This window comes from Telluria sp. Soil_C_11 (assembly GCF_057657395.1).
The window spans coordinates 24,890-39,248 of sequence record NZ_JBDGIN010000002.1; the positions used below are offsets into that span (position 1 = coordinate 24,890).

The window sequence follows — 14,359 nt, forward strand, 5'->3', positions numbered from 1 at the left end:
ATGACCATCCGAAGACCGCCATGGCCGAGACCAACACCGCAACCACCCAGGAAAAATCGAACCGCCACGTGATCGTGAGCGGCCTGCTGTTCGCCTTCATCGCCCTGATCGGCGTCCTGATCGTCCTCTACGCCTGGGACCTGCCGCCGTTCCGCAGCAGCATGCAGACCACCGAGAACGCGACGGTGCGCGGCCAGGTGACGATCATCAGTCCGCAGCTGTCCGGCTACATCGTCGAGGTCGACGTCCAGGATTTCCAGAACGTGAAACAGGGCCAGCTGCTGATGCGCATCGACGACCGCATCTACCAGCAGCGCCTGGCGCAGGCGCGCGCCCAGCTTGCCACCCAGCGCGCCGCGCTCGCCAACTTCGCGCAGAGCCAGAAGAGCGCGAGCGCCACCATCGCCCAGAACCAGGCGGCGGTGGCGAATGCCGGCGCCCAGGCCCAGCGCGCCCAGGCGGATCTGCGCCGGGTCGAGGAACTGGCCGCCGACGGTTCGCTGTCCGCGCGCGAACGCGACGCCGCCCGCGCCGCGCATGCCCAGGCCTTGGCGCAGACCGCGCAGGCCAGGGCCGCGCTGGAGATCTCGCGCCAGAACCTGCGCACGGTGGACGTCAACCGGGCCTCGCTGGAAGCGGCGGTGTCGAATGCCGAAGCGGCGGTGCGCCTGGCCGAGATCGACCTGGCGAATACACGTATCGTGGCGCCGCGCGACGGCCAGCTCGGCCAGGTGACGGTGCGCCTCGGCGCCTTCGTCAACGCCGGCGCGCAATTGACCGCGCTGGTGCCGCAGGCCATGTGGGTGGTGGCGAACATGAAGGAAACGCAGATGGCCGACGTGCGCCTGGGCCAGCCCGTCACGTTCACGGTCGACGCCCTGAACCACGCGAAGATGCGCGGCCATGTCGAGCAGATCGCGCCGGCCACCGGTTCCGAATTCTCGGTAATCACGCCCGACAACGCGACCGGCAACTTCGTCAAGATCGCCCAGCGCATCCCGGTGCGGATCAGCATCGATCCGAACCAGGAGCTGGCCGCACGCTTGCGGCCGGGGATGTCGGTGGTGGCCAGCATCGATACGGGAGCGCCCGCCGCGGCCGCGAAAGGGCAGCAGCGATGAGGCGCGTGTGCGCCCTCGGCGCGGCGCAGTTGCTGCTGTTGCTGCCGCTGGCCGGCTGCCGGATTCCGGTGCAGGACCGGCCGGCGCCCACGCTCGAGGTGCCGGCCGCCTGGCGCGCGCCGCTGGCGGTCGGGCCGAACGCCGCCGTCGAGCAAGAGTGGTGGCGCGCATTCGGCGACCCGGCGCTGGATGCGCTGGTGGCCCAGGCCCTGGCGCGCAACGGCGACCTGCGCACCGCGCGCGCGCGCCTGCAGGAATACCAGGCCCGGATCCAGGTCGCGCGTTCGGCCCAGGAGCCCAGCGTCTCGCTCAGCGCCGGGCCGACGCGGGCGCGCACGATCGGACCATTTGGTACGCCGATCGAATCGACCAGCATCACCGGCAACGTGCAGGCGGCCTACGAGTTCGACCCGTGGGGCAGGCTGGAAGAAGCCACGCGGGCGGCGCGCTTCGACTATGCGGCCCAGCAGGCGGCGGCGGACGCGGTGGCGCTGTCGGTGGCGGCCAGCACCGCGTCCGGCTACCTGAACCTGCGCGGCCTGGATGCCCAGCTGGCCCTGGCGCGCCAGACCCTGGCCTCGCGCCAGCGGTCGCTGGAGCTGGCGCGGCGCCAGTTCGAGGTCGGCTACAGCTCGCGCCTGGAACTGTCGCAGGCCGAGGCCGAGTACCGCACCACGGCCGCCGTGGTGCCCCAGCTCGAACGTGCGATCACCCAGCAGGAAAATGCGCTCAACGTGCTGGCCGGCGCCAGCCCGGGGCCGGTCGCGCGCGGCGCCGAACTGGCGGCCCTGCAGCCGCCGGGAATCGCGCCGGGCCTGCCGTCCGGACTGCTGCGGCGCCGGCCCGACATCGCCCAGGCGGAAGCGGCCGTCGCCGCGGCGGACGCCAGCCTGGCCGCGGCGCGCGGGCAGATGCTGCCGTCGCTGCGCCTGACCGCATCGGTGGGCGGCTATGCGCACAACCTGCCGGACCTGCTGGGCTCCGGGACCATGCTGTGGAGCGTGGGCGGCAGCGTGCTGGCGCCGATCTTCGACGCCGGCCGCCTGCGCGCCCAGGCCGAGATCTCCGCCTCGCTGCGCGACCGCGCCGTGTTCGCCTACGAATCCGTGGTGCGCAATGCCTTCGCCGAGACCGAGAACGGCTTGAGCGCGGTGCAGCGCCTGCGCGAGCAGCTGGAGCAGGCCGAGGCGCGCCGGGTGGCCGCCGCCGAGGTGCTGCGCATCGCCCACAACCGCTACCGCAACGGCTACTCGTCCTACCTGGAAGAGCTGGACGCGCAACGCAACGCCTTCAATGCCGAGACCAGCGTGCTGCAGTTGCGGGCGAGCTGGCTGGCGGCGCACGTGGACCTGTACCGGGCCCTGGGCGGCGGCTGGAAGACGTCGCCGTGAATCGGGCGCGCCATGTCGGTGACCCTGACTAGAATCGGCTGAACAATGAACGATTGACCAACATCGGAGGGCAGCATGATCAATATCGGAGTCATCGTGGGCAGCACCCGCCCCGGACGCAAGGCGCTCGACGTGGCGCGCTGGGTGATGGAATGCGCGGGTACGCGCGGCGACGCCGCCTTCGAACTGGTCGACATCGCGGATTTCAGGCTGCCGCTGCTGGACGAGCCGGTGCCGCCCTCGATGGGACAGTACTCGCAGCCGCATACGAAGGCGTGGGCGGCGAAGATCGCCGAGTTCGACGGCTTCGTGTTCGTCACCCCCGAATACAACCACGGCACGTCCGGCGCGCTGAAGAACGCCATCGACTTCCTGTACAAGGAGTGGAACAACAAGGCCGCCGGCTTCGTCGGCTACGGCAGCGCCGGCGGCGCGCGCGCGATCGAGAGCCTGCGCCTGGTGATGGGCGAGCTGATGGTGGCCGACGTGCGCGCCCAGGTGATGCTGTCGCTGTTCACCGACTTCGAGAATTTCACGACCTTCAACCCGGCCGAGCACCATGAGCGGTCCGTCGAGACCATGCTCGACCAGGTGGTGCAGTGGAGCGCGGCGCTCAAGCCCCTGCGCAAGGACGATCCGCCGGTGCCGGCGCCGGACAATATGCCGCCGCGCGGGGAGCGGGTCGGCGGCAGTTTCTGAGTGCCGTGCCGGGCGGGCGGCGGTACAATCGCCGCCCATGACGACCAGGATTTCCCGCCGCGCCACCTGCGCCGCCTGCCTGCGGGCGGAAAGCGCCTGCATCTGCCGCTTCGCGACGCCGCTTGCCAGCCGGGTCGAACTGCTGGTGCTGCAACATCCGCTCGAGGTGCACAACGCCAAGAACAGCGCGCGCCTGCTGCACCTTTGCCTGGTTTCCAGCCGCCTGCTGGTCGGTGAAGTATTCGATGCCGTGGAACTCGACGCCGCCCTGCACGCCGCCGGGCGCACGCCGCTGCTGTTGTATCCGCAGATGCCGGGCGAGGCCGCGCTCGGCCTGCCGGCGCCGCCCGGTGTCGAGCCGAACCTGCTGGCGCAGCCGGACAGGTTGCGCCTGGTGCTGCTGGACGCTACCTGGCGCAAGAGCCGCAAGATGCTCTACGTAAATCCCTCGCTGCAGGGCCTGCCGCGCCTCGCTTTGCACGACCTGCCGCCCTCCGCTTATCGGATTCGCAAGGCCCACGCGGCGGACCAGCTCTCGTCGCTGGAAGCGGCCGCCCATGCGCTAATTCAGCTGGAAAATTCCCCTGAGCATTACGCACCGTTGTTTGCCAGCTTCGACGGGTTTGTGGAACAACAAGCAGAACGATTTCGCGCTTGAACCCGCACGGAAGCGGGTGTACGATACTGTATATCCATACAGTACTCGGGAGCGCCATAGTGAATCGCCAACAAGCTTGGGCTGAAGACGTGGAATTGCAAGGACAAGTCATGATCCCTCCGCGGCCGCTGACGCCGCACAAGGGCCGTGGCGCCGTGTCCAACCTCCAGGGCCGCTACGAAGTCCACGGCCGCGAACGGTTCGACGACGGCTGGACGGTCCCGGGACTGAAGGAAGAGGTCCCGGCGGCGCCGAAGACCGTCGTTACGGATGAGTTTGCCAAGACCATCCTGACCCGCAACGCTTCGCCGGACATTCCCTTCAATGTCTCGCTGAATCCCTACCGCGGCTGCGAGCATGGCTGCATCTACTGCTTCGCACGGCCTTCGCACAGCTACCTCGGCCTGTCGCCCGGCCTGGACTTCGAAAGCCGCATCTTCGCCAAGGTGAACGCCGCCGACCTGCTGCGGCGCGAACTGGCGCGTCCCGGCTATGTGCCCGAAAGCATCGCCATCGGCGTGAATACGGACGCCTACCAGCCCTGCGAGCGCGAACGCCGCATCACGCGCGAGGTGCTGGAGGTGCTGGCCGAGTGCAACCATCCATATGGCCTGATCACCAAGTCGGCGCTGATCGAGCGCGACATCGACCTGGTCGCGCCGATGGCGGAGAAGGGCCTGGCCGCCGCCGCCATCACGCTGACCACCCTGGACGGCGAGATCGCGCGCACGCTCGAGCCGCGCGCGGCCGCGCCCGCGCGCCGCCTGCGCGCGATCCGCACCCTTACCGAAGCCGGCATCCCGGTCAGCGTCAGCGTCGCGCCCATCATTCCCTTCATCACGGAGCCGGAGATCGAGCGCATCCTCGAAGCCGCCAAGGATGCCGGCGCGGTCGGCGCCCATTACGTCGTGCTGCGCATGCCGTGGGAAGTCAATCCGCTGTTCCACCAATGGTTGTACGCTCATTTTCCAGACCGTGCGCAACGCGTGCTGAACCGCATGAAAGACATGCGCGGTGGCAAGGAATACGACAGCGACTTCGGCAAGCGCATGACCGGCGAAGGCGTGTGGGCCGACCTGATCCGCCAGCGCTTCAGCAAGGCCGTCAAGCGCCTCGGCATGGATGGTTTCAATGGGCGCTTCAGCAAGATGGACGGCACGCAGTTCCGCCGCCCGCTGGTGGTGCCGTCGGCAGCTGCCTGCCAGCGCCGGGAAGAAGACGTCACCCAGCTGGACCTGTTCGGCGGGGCGCCGGCGGAGGCCGCCGGTGGGCAGACGGGGCGCCGCAAGCCGGTGAAGGCGAGCCCGCAGCTGGATCTGTTCTGAGCGGCAGGCGATCCTGCGGCAGGCGATCCTGCGGCGGGTGTCTTGTGGCGGAGGCCGCGCTCGGCTAGGATGGCGCCTCGCGTTTTTCTGTAGCGAGTGCTTATTTTCGAACACGGGATGCATATGGAAGAGCAGGGCGGTACATCGGGTAGGACAGGAAAGGACACAGCGGGCGGCGCGGCGGGCCGGATCCGGCGCGTGGTCTTCGTCGGCGCGGAGTCGACCGGCAAATCGACCTTGTGCGAATACCTGGCGCGCCAGTACGGCAGCGTCGCCGTGCCCGAGATCGGCCGCTACATCTGGGAAGACAAGCAGGGCCAGCTGAATGCCGACGACTATGTCGACATCGCCCTGCGCCACCGCGAAGCCGAGGATGAGCAGATGCCCTACGCCAGGCGCTACCTGTTCGTCGACACGAATGCCCTGACCACGCTGCTGCTGGGCCTGGAATTCGGCCAGGTCACGCAGCCGGTGCCTGCCGAGCTGCTGCGCTGCGCCGACGATTGCCGCGAACGCTACGCCTACACCTTCGTCTGCGCCGACGACATTCCCTACGAAGAGCAGGCCGCGCGCGAGAACGAAGCCTGGCGCGGGCGCATCCACCAGCTGGTGCTGAAAGACCTCGAAGCGCGCGGTATTCCCTACACGCTGGTGAGCGGCAGCGTCGAAGAGCGCGCGCTGCAGGTGCGGCGCGTGATCGAGGGCGTGGCCTGAGCGCCGCATGCGGAAAGACCCGGTCCTCGCCACCAGCAAGCTGCTCAGCTACATCCTGCGCCACCGCCCCGACAGCGTCGGGCTGGCGCTGGATGCCCACGGCTGGGCCGAGGTCGATGAATTGCTGGCGCGCCTCGCGCAGCACGGCAAGGTGGTCGACCGCGACCTGCTCGAACGCACGGTGGCGCAGAACGACAAGCAGCGCTTCGCCTTCAACGAAGACCGGACCCGCATCCGCGCCAGCCAGGGCCATTCGATTGCCGTCGACCTGCAGCTGCGCGAAGCCGAACCGCCCGCGGTGCTCTTCCATGGCACCGCCAGCCGCTTCCTGAAGTCCATCCTGGCGTCCGGACTGCACGCCGGCGCCCGCCACCACGTGCACCTGTCCGCCGACGTGCAGACCGCGATGCGGGTCGGCGCCCGGCACGGCTTCCCGGCGGTGCTGGCCGTCGATGCGGCACGCATGCGCGCCGACGGGATCGCATTTTACCTGTCCGACAACGGCGTCTGGCTGACCGGCGCGGTGAAGCCGACCTACCTCCGCCACGCCGCGGCGGCTACCCAGGGCGGATAAGCTTGTTGTTGCCGCGCCATGCGCGCGGATGTTTCCAAAAAAACTTTCTTTTTTTCACACAACATCGGGCGAGTTCGATGTATGTTTGATATGCAACTCAAGCATATGGATCGCAGACCCCATGTCAGGCAACGTCCCGCTCTATAAATACCGCGCACTGCTGTTATCGCAGAACTTCTTCATCAAGGACAACGCGGCCGAGCTGCGCCTGCACGCGCATAAATACGATTTCGACATGGCCTTCTTCAGCGAAGTCAGCGAATTCGTGGCCGCGGTGGAGGGCGATGCCGGGAATGGCCTGTTCGTGATCGATCTCGACGCGCTGCACAACATGCAGTCGGACATGCAGGACAGCCGCAAGACCCTGATGCTGGGCGAGCTGCTGCAGCGCCTGCCGGCCGGGCGCGAATATGTCTACCTGCAAAGCTCGCGCCAGGGCGGCCGCTACCTGCTGCAGCAGAAACTGGTTGGCAGCCATTGCCTGGCCTATGCGGAAAAGCCGATCGCCAACGACGTCCTGGTCGACAAGCTGTTCAACCTCTTCGTCCAGCAAAAGCGCGGCGAGCTGGTGCGCCTGGTCCACCTGGGCGACCCCGCCGGGCTGGACGAGGACTGCCTGCGCCAGGCCCGCATCGAACTTGTTCCGCACGACCAGCCGCAGACCCTGCACCTGCGGGTGCGCGAGCTGCAGCCGGACATGGTGCTGGTCGGCGACGCCGAGTTCGCGCGCACCGATTCACTGGCCCGGATCCTGAAAAAGAACATCGAAGCCGATCCGGTTCGCGAGATCGTGCTGCTGCAGCGCCAGCCGGATGCCGGCCTGATGCAGCGCGCCCTGGCCAGCGGCTTCGACGCCGTACTGCCGGCCGGCGATCCCGGACTGCTGTGCGCGCAGCTCGTCAACCGCGCCAGCAAGATCCGTATCAGCAAGGACCTGATCGCGAAAGACCGTGCGACCGGCCTGCTCAACAAGGTGGGACTGCAGAAGAAGGCCCAGGAACTGATCCGCCAGGCCGCGCGCGAGGAACGCCCGCTGGCCTTCGGCGTGATCGACATCGACAAGTTCAAGACCATCAACGATACCTGGGGACATTATTTCGGGGATATCGTGATCAAGCGCCTGGCGGTCTGCCTGGCGTCCCACCTGGGCGAGCGCGACCTGCTCAGCCGCTTCGGCGGCGAGGAATTCGTGGTGGTGTTCTGGGATTGCACGCTGGAACAGGGATGGCGCCGGCTGGACGCCATGCGCCAGGCCTTCGGCGCCATGCCCTTCGAGATCCGGCAGGGCGACGTGCGGCGCTTCTCCTTCAGCGGCGGCCTGGCGGCGTACCCGGCGCAGCAAACGGAAAACGCGCTGTTCCTGCGCGCCGATGCCATGCTGTACGAAGCCAAGCAGGGCGGGCGTAACCGCATTTGCCCACTACCCGCGGACCAGCGCTGATCGGCGCCGGGCGCGCTAGCGTTCGTTCGTTGCCGCCGCCAGCAGTTCCATCGTGTCCATTGCCCCCATCTTGCGGGCCGCGTCGGGCAGGGTATTGCCGTCCGCATCCGCCTGGAAGGGGTCGGCGCCGCGCGCCAGCAGCAGTCGGGCGATGTCGGCGCGGTTGAACATGGCGGCGAACATCAGCGCCGTCTTGCCGTTCGGGCCGGCGGCGTCGACCCGGGCGCCGTGGTCGAGCAGCAGGGTGGCGACGCGCAGGTCGCCCTTGAAGGCGGCGCCGTGCAGCGGGGCCTGGCCGGCGTCGTTCATGATCTCCGGATCGGCGCCGTGCTCCAGCAACACCTTGGCGGCGTCATGGTGGCCGTGGTAGCAGGCCAGCATCAGCAGGCTGTCGCCGCGTTCGTTGCGCAGGTTGGGCGGCAGGCCCTGGCCCAGCAGGGCGGCCAGCTCGGCGGCTTCGCCGGCGCGGGCATGGCCGAATACCCGGCGCACAAAGGCGAGGGTGTCGTCGTCGAGTTCGCCGGCCGAAGGCGGCCGCGCTTGCGCTGTCTGCATGATGGTCTCCTGGCGCGTCGATGCATGACGATTAGACCACAGCCGCCCGGATCCGGTCGCAGGATCAGGCTGCAAACGCCATCAGATGGCGCTCGATCTCGAACACGTGTTCGTCGAACTTGCCCAGCTCGCGCAGGGCTTTGGCCAGTTCCAGCAGGTATTCGCTGTTCGGGCCGCTCGGTCCGCAGGCGGCGGCGATCTGGCGCGCGATCTCGCGTTCGCTGGCCGGGCCCAGGTAGGCCGCGTTTTCGTGGGTGGCGATGTAGACCAGGCCCTCGGCCGCGCTGCCGTCCTCGAAATGGATCTCGGTGGCCAGGCGCAGGTAGCCGTTCTTTTCGCGGTAGTCGAGGTGGGCGAATTCTTCCGGCGTGACCAGGTAGGCCATGCCGTGGCACAGGGCGCCGGCGTCCGGCACCAGGGTCACGACGCGCCCGGGCGCCGTCTCGGTGCCGCGGTGGTCGTGCGAGCCCTGCCAGAAGCGCCGGGTCCAGCCGGCGATATGGGCCGGGCGCCGTTCCAGGAAGGGAAAGTCGGCCTTGAAGATCAGGGAGCCGTAGCCGAACAGCCAGACGCTGGCGTGGCTGTCGAAACGGTCCATGCGCTGGTTGATGGCGATGGTGTTGTAAGACATGCCGCTATTGTAGCGCCTGGCCCTGGCCCACGTAGTCGGCCAGGAAGGCGGTGAAGGCCTCGGCCGCCGGCGACAGCGAACGCTGGCCGCGGGTGTAGATGAAGAAGCGGCGCGTCAGCACCGGATCGACCAGCGGCCGCGTCAGCAGGCCGTGGCGCCGCACCAGCGCCGAGGCGTAGGGCATGCAGATCGTCAGCCCGAGTCCGGCCGCCACCATCGCCAGCGCGGTCGTCATGAAGGTCACCTCGTGTTCCGGCTTCAGCGTGGCTTCGCGCAGGGACTCGCCCATGTCGGCCAGCAGGCGCTCGGTGAACTGGCCGCGCAAGGAGATGAAGGGATAGCCGGCCAGGTCGCTCCAGGCCAGCCGCGCGCGGCTTTCGAGGGGATGGCCGGGCGGCATCACGGCCTCGAAGGGCATATCGAGCAGCGGACGGGCGTCCAGTTCGGGGGTGTCGTCGCGTTCGGGGCCGACGCCGCAGTCGACCTCCCCGGACAGCACCCGCGCCGTGACGTTTTCGACGGCGCTGTCGGCCAGGCTGACCTTGACTTCGGGGTGGCGCGCGCGCCACGCCGCGATCGCCTGGGGCAGCAGGGTACAGGCCATCAACTGTGGCGCGGCGACCCGCACGATACCCTTCCTGAGTTGCGTGTGATCCGCAACGTTAGCAAGCGCACTGTCGAGATCGTCGATCATCTGGCTGAATAGGGGGTAGAGCTCGTTACCCATATCGGTCAGCGCAATCCGGCGCGTACTGCGGTCGATCACACGCGCGCCAAGCGTTTGCTCCAGTTCTTTGATCAAACCGGACAAAGCTGACTGCGTGACGTGCATGTATTGGGCAGCCAGCGTAAAGTTACCAGTCTTGGCCACAGCGACGAAGGCGCGCATCTGGCGTAGGGTGGGATTCATCAGACAATCCGATAAATGAAGTGAAAAATATTGTTTGTATGATAGTCCGGATTAGTCTTTAATGGCGGCAATGTCTGATTGTTAAGGAACATCATGAAACTCGCCACCCTGAAAGCCGGCGGCCGCGACGGAACCCTCGTCGTCGTCAGCCGCGACCTCGTCACCTGCCAGGCCGTCCCGGCGATCGCGCGCACCCTCCAGGCCGCGCTGGACGACTGGGACCGCAGCGCACCGCAACTCCAGCAGGTGTACGAACAGCTGAACCAGGGCACGGCTCCCGATGCGGTCTCCTTCCTCGAAGAAGAATGCGCCTCGCCGCTGCCGCGCGCCTACCAGTGGGCCGATGGCTCGGCCTACATCAACCACGTCGAGCTGGTGCGCAAGGCGCGCGGCGCCCAGGTGCCGCCATCCTTCTACACCGATCCCCTGATGTACCAGGGCGGTTCGGATTCCTTCGTCGGCCCCTGCGATCCGATCGCGGTGCTGTCCGAAGAGTGGGGCGTGGACCTGGAGGCGGAAGTGGCGGTCGTGACCGGCGATGTGCCGATGGGCGCGAGCCTCGAGCAGGCAGCGCAGGCGATCCGCCTGGTGATGCTGGTGAACGACGTATCGCTGCGCAACCTGATCCCGAAGGAACTGGAGAAGGGCTTCGGCTTCTTCCAGTCGAAGCCCGCGAGCGCGTTCTCGCCGGTGGCCGTGACCCCGGACGAACTGGGCGACGCCTGGCGCGACAGCAAGCTCTGCCTGCCGCTGCAGGTGACCTTGAACGGCCAGCCCTTCGGCCGCCCGAACGCGGGCGACGACATGACGTTCAGTTTCGCGCAGCTGGTCGCGCACGCCGCCCGCACCCGCGAGCTGGCGGCCGGCAGCATCATCGGCTCCGGCACGGTATCGAACAAGCAGGGCGGCCTGCACGGCTCGAGCATCGCCAATGGCGGCGTCGGCTACTGCTGCCTGGCCGAGCTGCGCATGTACGAGACGATCGAACAGGGGGCGCCGCAGACGCCATTCCTGCGCTATGGAGACACGGTCCGCATCGAGATGCTGGATGCGGCCGGGGCGAGCATTTTCGGGGCGATCGACCAGGAGGTCGCCCATTATCACGGGAGGAAAGCATGAAGCTCTACACATATTTTCGCAGCTCGGCCGCCTACAGGGTTCGCATCGCGCTGAACCTGAAGGGCTTGCAGTACGAGGCCATCCCCGTCCACCTCCTCCGTGACGGCGGCGAACAGTTGCAGGAGAAGTACCGCTCGATCAACCCGAGCGGCCTGGTGCCGGCCTTCCAGGATGACTACATCACGCTGACGCAGTCGATGGCCATCCTCGAATACCTCGAAGACGCCTACCCGCAGGTGCCGATCATGCCGAAGGACGCCACCGAGCGCGCCCGCGTGCGCGAGCTGGCCCAGATCATCGCCTGCGACATCCACCCGGTGAACAACCTGCGCGTGCTGCGCTACCTGAAGCACGACCTCGGCGTATCCGACGAGCAGAAGAACGAGTGGTACCGCCACTGGCTGGTGAGCGGCCTCGAGGTGCTGGAAAAACACCTGGCGCGCGACCCGAGCGCCGGGCCGCTGTGCCATGGCCACACGCCGACCATCGCCGACTGCCTGCTGGTGCCGCAAGTCTTCAACGCCCAGCGCCATGGCGTCGAGGTGTCGGGTTATCCGAACATCTCGCGCATCAACGCGCAGTGCGTCAAGATACCTGCCTTCGTAGCGGCGCATCCGTCCAACCAGCCGGACGCAGAATAACAACAGGGCCGCATGCGCGGCCCTTTTTTACTTGCGGCGGCGCGCCAGTCCCATGCCGGCCAGGCCCAGGCCCAGCAGGGCAGCCGACACCGGTTCCGGAACCGGGTTCGGCGGTGGTTCCTGGGTAGTGTGGCCAACGGCCGCCACGCCTCCGGAATTGCCGGAGGCAACAAAGCCGACATCCGCCGCGAAGCTGTAGCCGCCAGGCTGGCCATTGTTGCGCGGGCCGCTCTTCGTGAAGTCATCGAGGGTGATGCCGGCCTGGGCCACGCTGAAGTTCAGCGGGGTACCGATGTTGCCCGAGATGCCGCCCTTGACGCCGCTCTTGAACTGCAGGGCATCCGTGAACAGGCCGTAAGGCGTCAAGTTGAACGGGCTGGCGGTGCCCACCACGAAATTCGCGGCGGTGCCCGCATCCAGGGTGATGGTCGCGTTCGCAAACGCTTGGGCCAGGTTGAACGCGAACTGCGGGCCGACGCCGGTATTGGCGAACACGAAGCCGTTGGCCAGGGTCACGTTCACATCCACCTCGTCCTGCCCCTGGGTCAGGGTGACCGTGCCGTAGTTCGTGTCCGGCAGGCCGGAGGCCGATTGCGAGATATCCAGCGTGAAGACGTAGGTGGTACCGACTGGGTTGGCCAGTGCGGCCGGGGTCATGGAGCACATGGTGATCGCACCAGCGGCGATCATTGCTGCTTTGGCAAGATGCTTCGAGATTTTCATGGTGGCGTCCGTTCTAGTTTTGGATGAGGAGTTACCCCAGCCTTAATAGCAACGAACGTGCCAGTTACTACAAGTCATTGTTTTAATTGCAATCACTTGATATAACGCAAACCCTTATTGAATAAGTGTAAAGATTTTCGAAAAAAAATTATTGTTGCTTTGATGTATTGTATGGCCGGGCGATGCCGTGGGCATATCCCGGCCGGGACTTCAATGCCGGGTTGCCGAGTGCATGCCGGTACGGTCCGGTTCCGACGGCGACGATACCTCTTCCAGCGCGCGGTCGACGCCGGCCGAATGCTTGGTCGCCATGTCGCCCATCGAGACGATGCCGACCACTTCCTGCGAGTTCTCGTCGATTACCGGTACGCGGCGGATCTGCACGTCGCCCATCTGGCCGAGCACTTCATCGACGGTCTGTTCCGGCGAGCAGGTGCGCACGTCGGTGCTCATCACGTCGCCGACGCGGGTGCTGCCCGGCGCCTGGCCGGCGGCGGTGGCGCGCACGGTGATGTCGCGGTCGGTGATCATGCCGACCAGTTTCCGGCCGTCGAGCACCGGAATCGCGCCGACGTTCAGCTCGTCCATCATCTGGGCGGCGCGCTGTATCGTTTCCTGCGGCGAAATGCTTTGCACATCGCGGGTCATCACATCCTGGATCGTTTGCATGGAATTCCTCCTGTCGGTTGCGTGATCGATAGTCGAATGCGGGCCGATGATGCACCGATTTGCGCAAGCCCGACGCTAGCTTGACTCCCGGCACAGCCCGGAAAAAAGGGGCGCCTGCGCCCTTGCGGACGGCCGGGTCGGCTACAATCTGGACCCTTTTCAGCCTGCCGATCCGCCATGCCGACTGCCACGATTTCCGCCCCGATCCCCGCTGCCATCCACGAGGCCCTGCAACTGGCCGATCCGTCCTGGCGCCCGCACCTGGAAGCCGGCCTGCGCGCCATGGTGGAAGCCGATCCGGCCTACCTGCCCGCGCTGGCCGACGACGATTACCTGCCGAACGGCGGCCGCCTGTTCGCGGCCTTCGCGCTGCCGCTGGAAAAAGTGCGCTACGTGCTGGTGGGCGAGGGGCCGTATCCGCGGCCGGAGAGCGCCACCGGGGTGTGCTTCATGGACGGCGCGGTGGGCGAGCTGTGGTCGGAGACGGGGCTGTCGAAGCCGGTCAACCGCGCGACTTCGCTGCGCAACTTCATGAAGATGCTGCTGGTGGCCGATGGCCAGCTCAGCATCGACGACACCGGCGGCGCGGCCCTGGCGCCCATCGCCAGAGCGGCGCGCGAAGGCGGCGCGATCCGGACCCTGGCCGAACTGCAGGACAAGCTGACCGGGCAGGGCTTCCTGTTATTGAATGCCTCGCTGGTATTCCGCAAGCATGTCGCCCCGGTGGTGGACGCGCGCGCCTGGCTGCCGTTCCAGCGCGCCGTGTTCGCGGCGCTGGGCCAGTGCGCGGAGAAGCCGACCCTGGTCCTGTGGGGCAAGATCGCCGAGCAATTGAAGAAAGTGCCGGAAACCGAAGGCTTCCCGCAGATCCACACCGAGCACCCCTACAACCTCAGCTTCATCGGCCACGAAGGCATGCACAAACTGTTCGGCCCGATGCAACTGCTGCACCGAAACTGATTGAATTGGCTCAAACCGGGGTCAGACTCCGGTGTTTGGAAATTGTTCGGGGGACGTTGCGAAAATCGGGAGTCTGACCCCGGTTTATGCCAAGTCAAAAAATGGGGCTGCAAGACAAACCCCACCAAATACGCTATACTTGACTAAATCAATCAACTAATCGGGTTTTTATTCTTGCCAACGCAGGGAGATGGAACTTGAGGCGTTGAAGAGAAGCAAGATTTTAAC

16 protein-coding genes are annotated in these 14,359 nt (G+C 66.7%); 11 read left to right on the top strand and 5 right to left on the bottom strand.

The genetic code is table 11. From position 1 onward, the window contains the following. Positions 1 to 20: 20 nt before the first annotated feature. From AC3A6M_RS02935 to AC3A6M_RS02970, 8 genes are all read left to right on the top strand, one after another. Entirely contained in the window at positions 21 to 1,121 is a 1,101-nt protein-coding gene (locus AC3A6M_RS02935; RefSeq protein ID WP_487851247.1) for an HlyD family secretion protein, read from the top strand. Next, positions 1,118 to 2,512: an efflux transporter outer membrane subunit gene (locus AC3A6M_RS02940; RefSeq protein WP_487851248.1), complete on the top strand. Its 1,395-nt coding sequence runs from the start codon at positions 1,118 to 1,120 to the stop codon at positions 2,510 to 2,512. The genes AC3A6M_RS02935 and AC3A6M_RS02940 overlap by 4 nt, the downstream gene beginning before the upstream one ends. 75 nt (positions 2,513 to 2,587) lie before the next feature. Continuing rightward, on the top strand, positions 2,588 to 3,211 hold the full coding sequence (locus AC3A6M_RS02945; RefSeq protein ID WP_487851249.1) for an NADPH-dependent FMN reductase: 624 nt from the start codon (positions 2,588 to 2,590) through the stop codon (positions 3,209 to 3,211). Positions 3,212 to 3,248: 37 nt separating this feature from the next. Next, positions 3,249 to 3,869, top strand: a complete 621-nt coding sequence (locus tag AC3A6M_RS02950) for a tRNA-uridine aminocarboxypropyltransferase (RefSeq protein ID WP_487851250.1) — start codon at positions 3,249 to 3,251, stop codon at positions 3,867 to 3,869. A gap of 110 nt (positions 3,870 to 3,979) precedes the next feature. Next, on the top strand, positions 3,980 to 5,194 hold the full coding sequence (locus AC3A6M_RS02955; protein ID WP_487851251.1) for a PA0069 family radical SAM protein: 1,215 nt from the start codon (positions 3,980 to 3,982) through the stop codon (positions 5,192 to 5,194). Between the two features lie 117 nt (positions 5,195 to 5,311). Then, positions 5,312 to 5,908, top strand: a complete 597-nt coding sequence (locus AC3A6M_RS02960) for an AAA family ATPase (RefSeq protein ID WP_487851252.1) — start codon at positions 5,312 to 5,314, stop codon at positions 5,906 to 5,908. A 7-nt stretch (positions 5,909 to 5,915) separates the two neighbouring features. Next, positions 5,916 to 6,482: an RNA 2'-phosphotransferase gene (locus AC3A6M_RS02965; protein ID WP_487851253.1), complete on the top strand. Its 567-nt coding sequence runs from the start codon at positions 5,916 to 5,918 to the stop codon at positions 6,480 to 6,482. Positions 6,483 to 6,603: 121 nt separating this feature from the next. Beyond that, positions 6,604 to 7,923, top strand: coding sequence for a GGDEF domain-containing protein (locus AC3A6M_RS02970; RefSeq protein ID WP_487851254.1), 1,320 nt, complete (start codon positions 6,604 to 6,606; stop codon positions 7,921 to 7,923). A gap of 15 nt (positions 7,924 to 7,938) precedes the next feature. Here the strand turns inward: AC3A6M_RS02970 and AC3A6M_RS02975 are convergent, their stop codons facing one another. From AC3A6M_RS02975 to AC3A6M_RS02985, 3 genes are all read right to left on the bottom strand, one after another. Next, positions 7,939 to 8,478, bottom strand: coding sequence for an ankyrin repeat domain-containing protein (locus AC3A6M_RS02975; protein ID WP_487851255.1), 540 nt, complete (start codon positions 8,476 to 8,478; stop codon positions 7,939 to 7,941). Between the two features lie 64 nt (positions 8,479 to 8,542). Then, positions 8,543 to 9,109, bottom strand: a complete 567-nt coding sequence (locus tag AC3A6M_RS02980; protein ID WP_487851256.1) for a gamma-glutamylcyclotransferase — start codon at positions 9,107 to 9,109, stop codon at positions 8,543 to 8,545. A gap of 4 nt (positions 9,110 to 9,113) precedes the next feature. Further along, positions 9,114 to 10,019, bottom strand: a complete 906-nt coding sequence (locus AC3A6M_RS02985) for a LysR family transcriptional regulator (RefSeq protein ID WP_487851257.1) — start codon at positions 10,017 to 10,019, stop codon at positions 9,114 to 9,116. 93 nt (positions 10,020 to 10,112) lie between these two features. Between AC3A6M_RS02985 and AC3A6M_RS02990 the strand changes: the two genes are divergently transcribed. Together AC3A6M_RS02990 and maiA are read left to right on the top strand one after the other, a co-directional pair. Further along, the gene (locus AC3A6M_RS02990; RefSeq protein ID WP_487851258.1) at positions 10,113 to 11,138 is read left to right on the top strand and encodes a fumarylacetoacetate hydrolase family protein; all 1,026 of its coding nucleotides are present in this window, start codon (positions 10,113 to 10,115) and stop codon (positions 11,136 to 11,138) included. Beyond that, the gene (gene maiA / locus AC3A6M_RS02995; protein ID WP_487851259.1) at positions 11,135 to 11,779 is read left to right on the top strand and encodes a maleylacetoacetate isomerase; all 645 of its coding nucleotides are present in this window, start codon (positions 11,135 to 11,137) and stop codon (positions 11,777 to 11,779) included. The genes AC3A6M_RS02990 and maiA overlap by 4 nt, the downstream gene beginning before the upstream one ends. Before the next feature lie 27 nt (positions 11,780 to 11,806). Here the strand turns inward: maiA and AC3A6M_RS03000 are convergent, their stop codons facing one another. Together AC3A6M_RS03000 and AC3A6M_RS03005 are read right to left on the bottom strand one after the other, a co-directional pair. After that, on the bottom strand, positions 11,807 to 12,502 hold the full coding sequence (locus tag AC3A6M_RS03000; RefSeq protein ID WP_487851260.1) for a PEP-CTERM sorting domain-containing protein: 696 nt from the start codon (positions 12,500 to 12,502) through the stop codon (positions 11,807 to 11,809). A gap of 210 nt (positions 12,503 to 12,712) precedes the next feature. Further along, positions 12,713 to 13,171 (bottom strand): CBS domain-containing protein, encoded by a 459-nt coding sequence (locus AC3A6M_RS03005; RefSeq protein ID WP_487851261.1) that lies wholly within the window; start codon positions 13,169 to 13,171, stop codon positions 12,713 to 12,715. A 177-nt stretch (positions 13,172 to 13,348) separates the two neighbouring features. Between AC3A6M_RS03005 and AC3A6M_RS03010 the strand changes: the two genes are divergently transcribed. Beyond that, the gene (locus tag AC3A6M_RS03010) at positions 13,349 to 14,131 is read left to right on the top strand and encodes a uracil-DNA glycosylase family protein (RefSeq protein WP_487851262.1); all 783 of its coding nucleotides are present in this window, start codon (positions 13,349 to 13,351) and stop codon (positions 14,129 to 14,131) included. Positions 14,132 to 14,359 lie beyond the last annotated feature (228 nt).

Excerpts from the sequence above, each read along its gene's own strand:
- AC3A6M_RS02940 (WP_487851248.1), top strand. The coding sequence starts at position 1,118 with ATGAGGCGCGTGTGCGCCCTCGGCGCGGCGCAGTTGCTGCTGTTGCTG.
- maiA (WP_487851259.1), top strand. The coding sequence starts at position 11,135 with ATGAAGCTCTACACATATTTTCGCAGCTCGGCCGCCTACAGGGTTCGC.
- AC3A6M_RS02980 (WP_487851256.1), bottom strand. The coding sequence starts at position 9,109 with ATGTCTTACAACACCATCGCCATCAACCAGCGCATGGACCGTTTCGAC.
- AC3A6M_RS02965 (WP_487851253.1), top strand. The coding sequence starts at position 5,916 with ATGCGGAAAGACCCGGTCCTCGCCACCAGCAAGCTGCTCAGCTACATC.
- AC3A6M_RS02950 (WP_487851250.1), top strand. The coding sequence starts at position 3,249 with ATGACGACCAGGATTTCCCGCCGCGCCACCTGCGCCGCCTGCCTGCGG.
- AC3A6M_RS02970 (WP_487851254.1), top strand. The coding sequence starts at position 6,604 with ATGTCAGGCAACGTCCCGCTCTATAAATACCGCGCACTGCTGTTATCG.
- AC3A6M_RS02990 (WP_487851258.1), top strand. The coding sequence starts at position 10,113 with ATGAAACTCGCCACCCTGAAAGCCGGCGGCCGCGACGGAACCCTCGTC.
- AC3A6M_RS02935 (WP_487851247.1), top strand. The coding sequence starts at position 21 with ATGGCCGAGACCAACACCGCAACCACCCAGGAAAAATCGAACCGCCAC.
- AC3A6M_RS02945 (WP_487851249.1), top strand. The coding sequence starts at position 2,588 with ATGATCAATATCGGAGTCATCGTGGGCAGCACCCGCCCCGGACGCAAG.
- AC3A6M_RS02975 (WP_487851255.1), bottom strand. The coding sequence starts at position 8,478 with ATGCAGACAGCGCAAGCGCGGCCGCCTTCGGCCGGCGAACTCGACGAC.
- AC3A6M_RS02985 (WP_487851257.1), bottom strand. The coding sequence starts at position 10,019 with ATGAATCCCACCCTACGCCAGATGCGCGCCTTCGTCGCTGTGGCCAAG.
- AC3A6M_RS03010 (WP_487851262.1), top strand. The coding sequence starts at position 13,349 with ATGCCGACTGCCACGATTTCCGCCCCGATCCCCGCTGCCATCCACGAG.
- AC3A6M_RS03005 (WP_487851261.1), bottom strand. The coding sequence starts at position 13,171 with ATGCAAACGATCCAGGATGTGATGACCCGCGATGTGCAAAGCATTTCG.
- AC3A6M_RS03000 (WP_487851260.1), bottom strand. The coding sequence starts at position 12,502 with ATGAAAATCTCGAAGCATCTTGCCAAAGCAGCAATGATCGCCGCTGGT.
- AC3A6M_RS02960 (WP_487851252.1), top strand. The coding sequence starts at position 5,312 with ATGCATATGGAAGAGCAGGGCGGTACATCGGGTAGGACAGGAAAGGAC.
- AC3A6M_RS02955 (WP_487851251.1), top strand. The coding sequence starts at position 3,980 with ATGATCCCTCCGCGGCCGCTGACGCCGCACAAGGGCCGTGGCGCCGTG.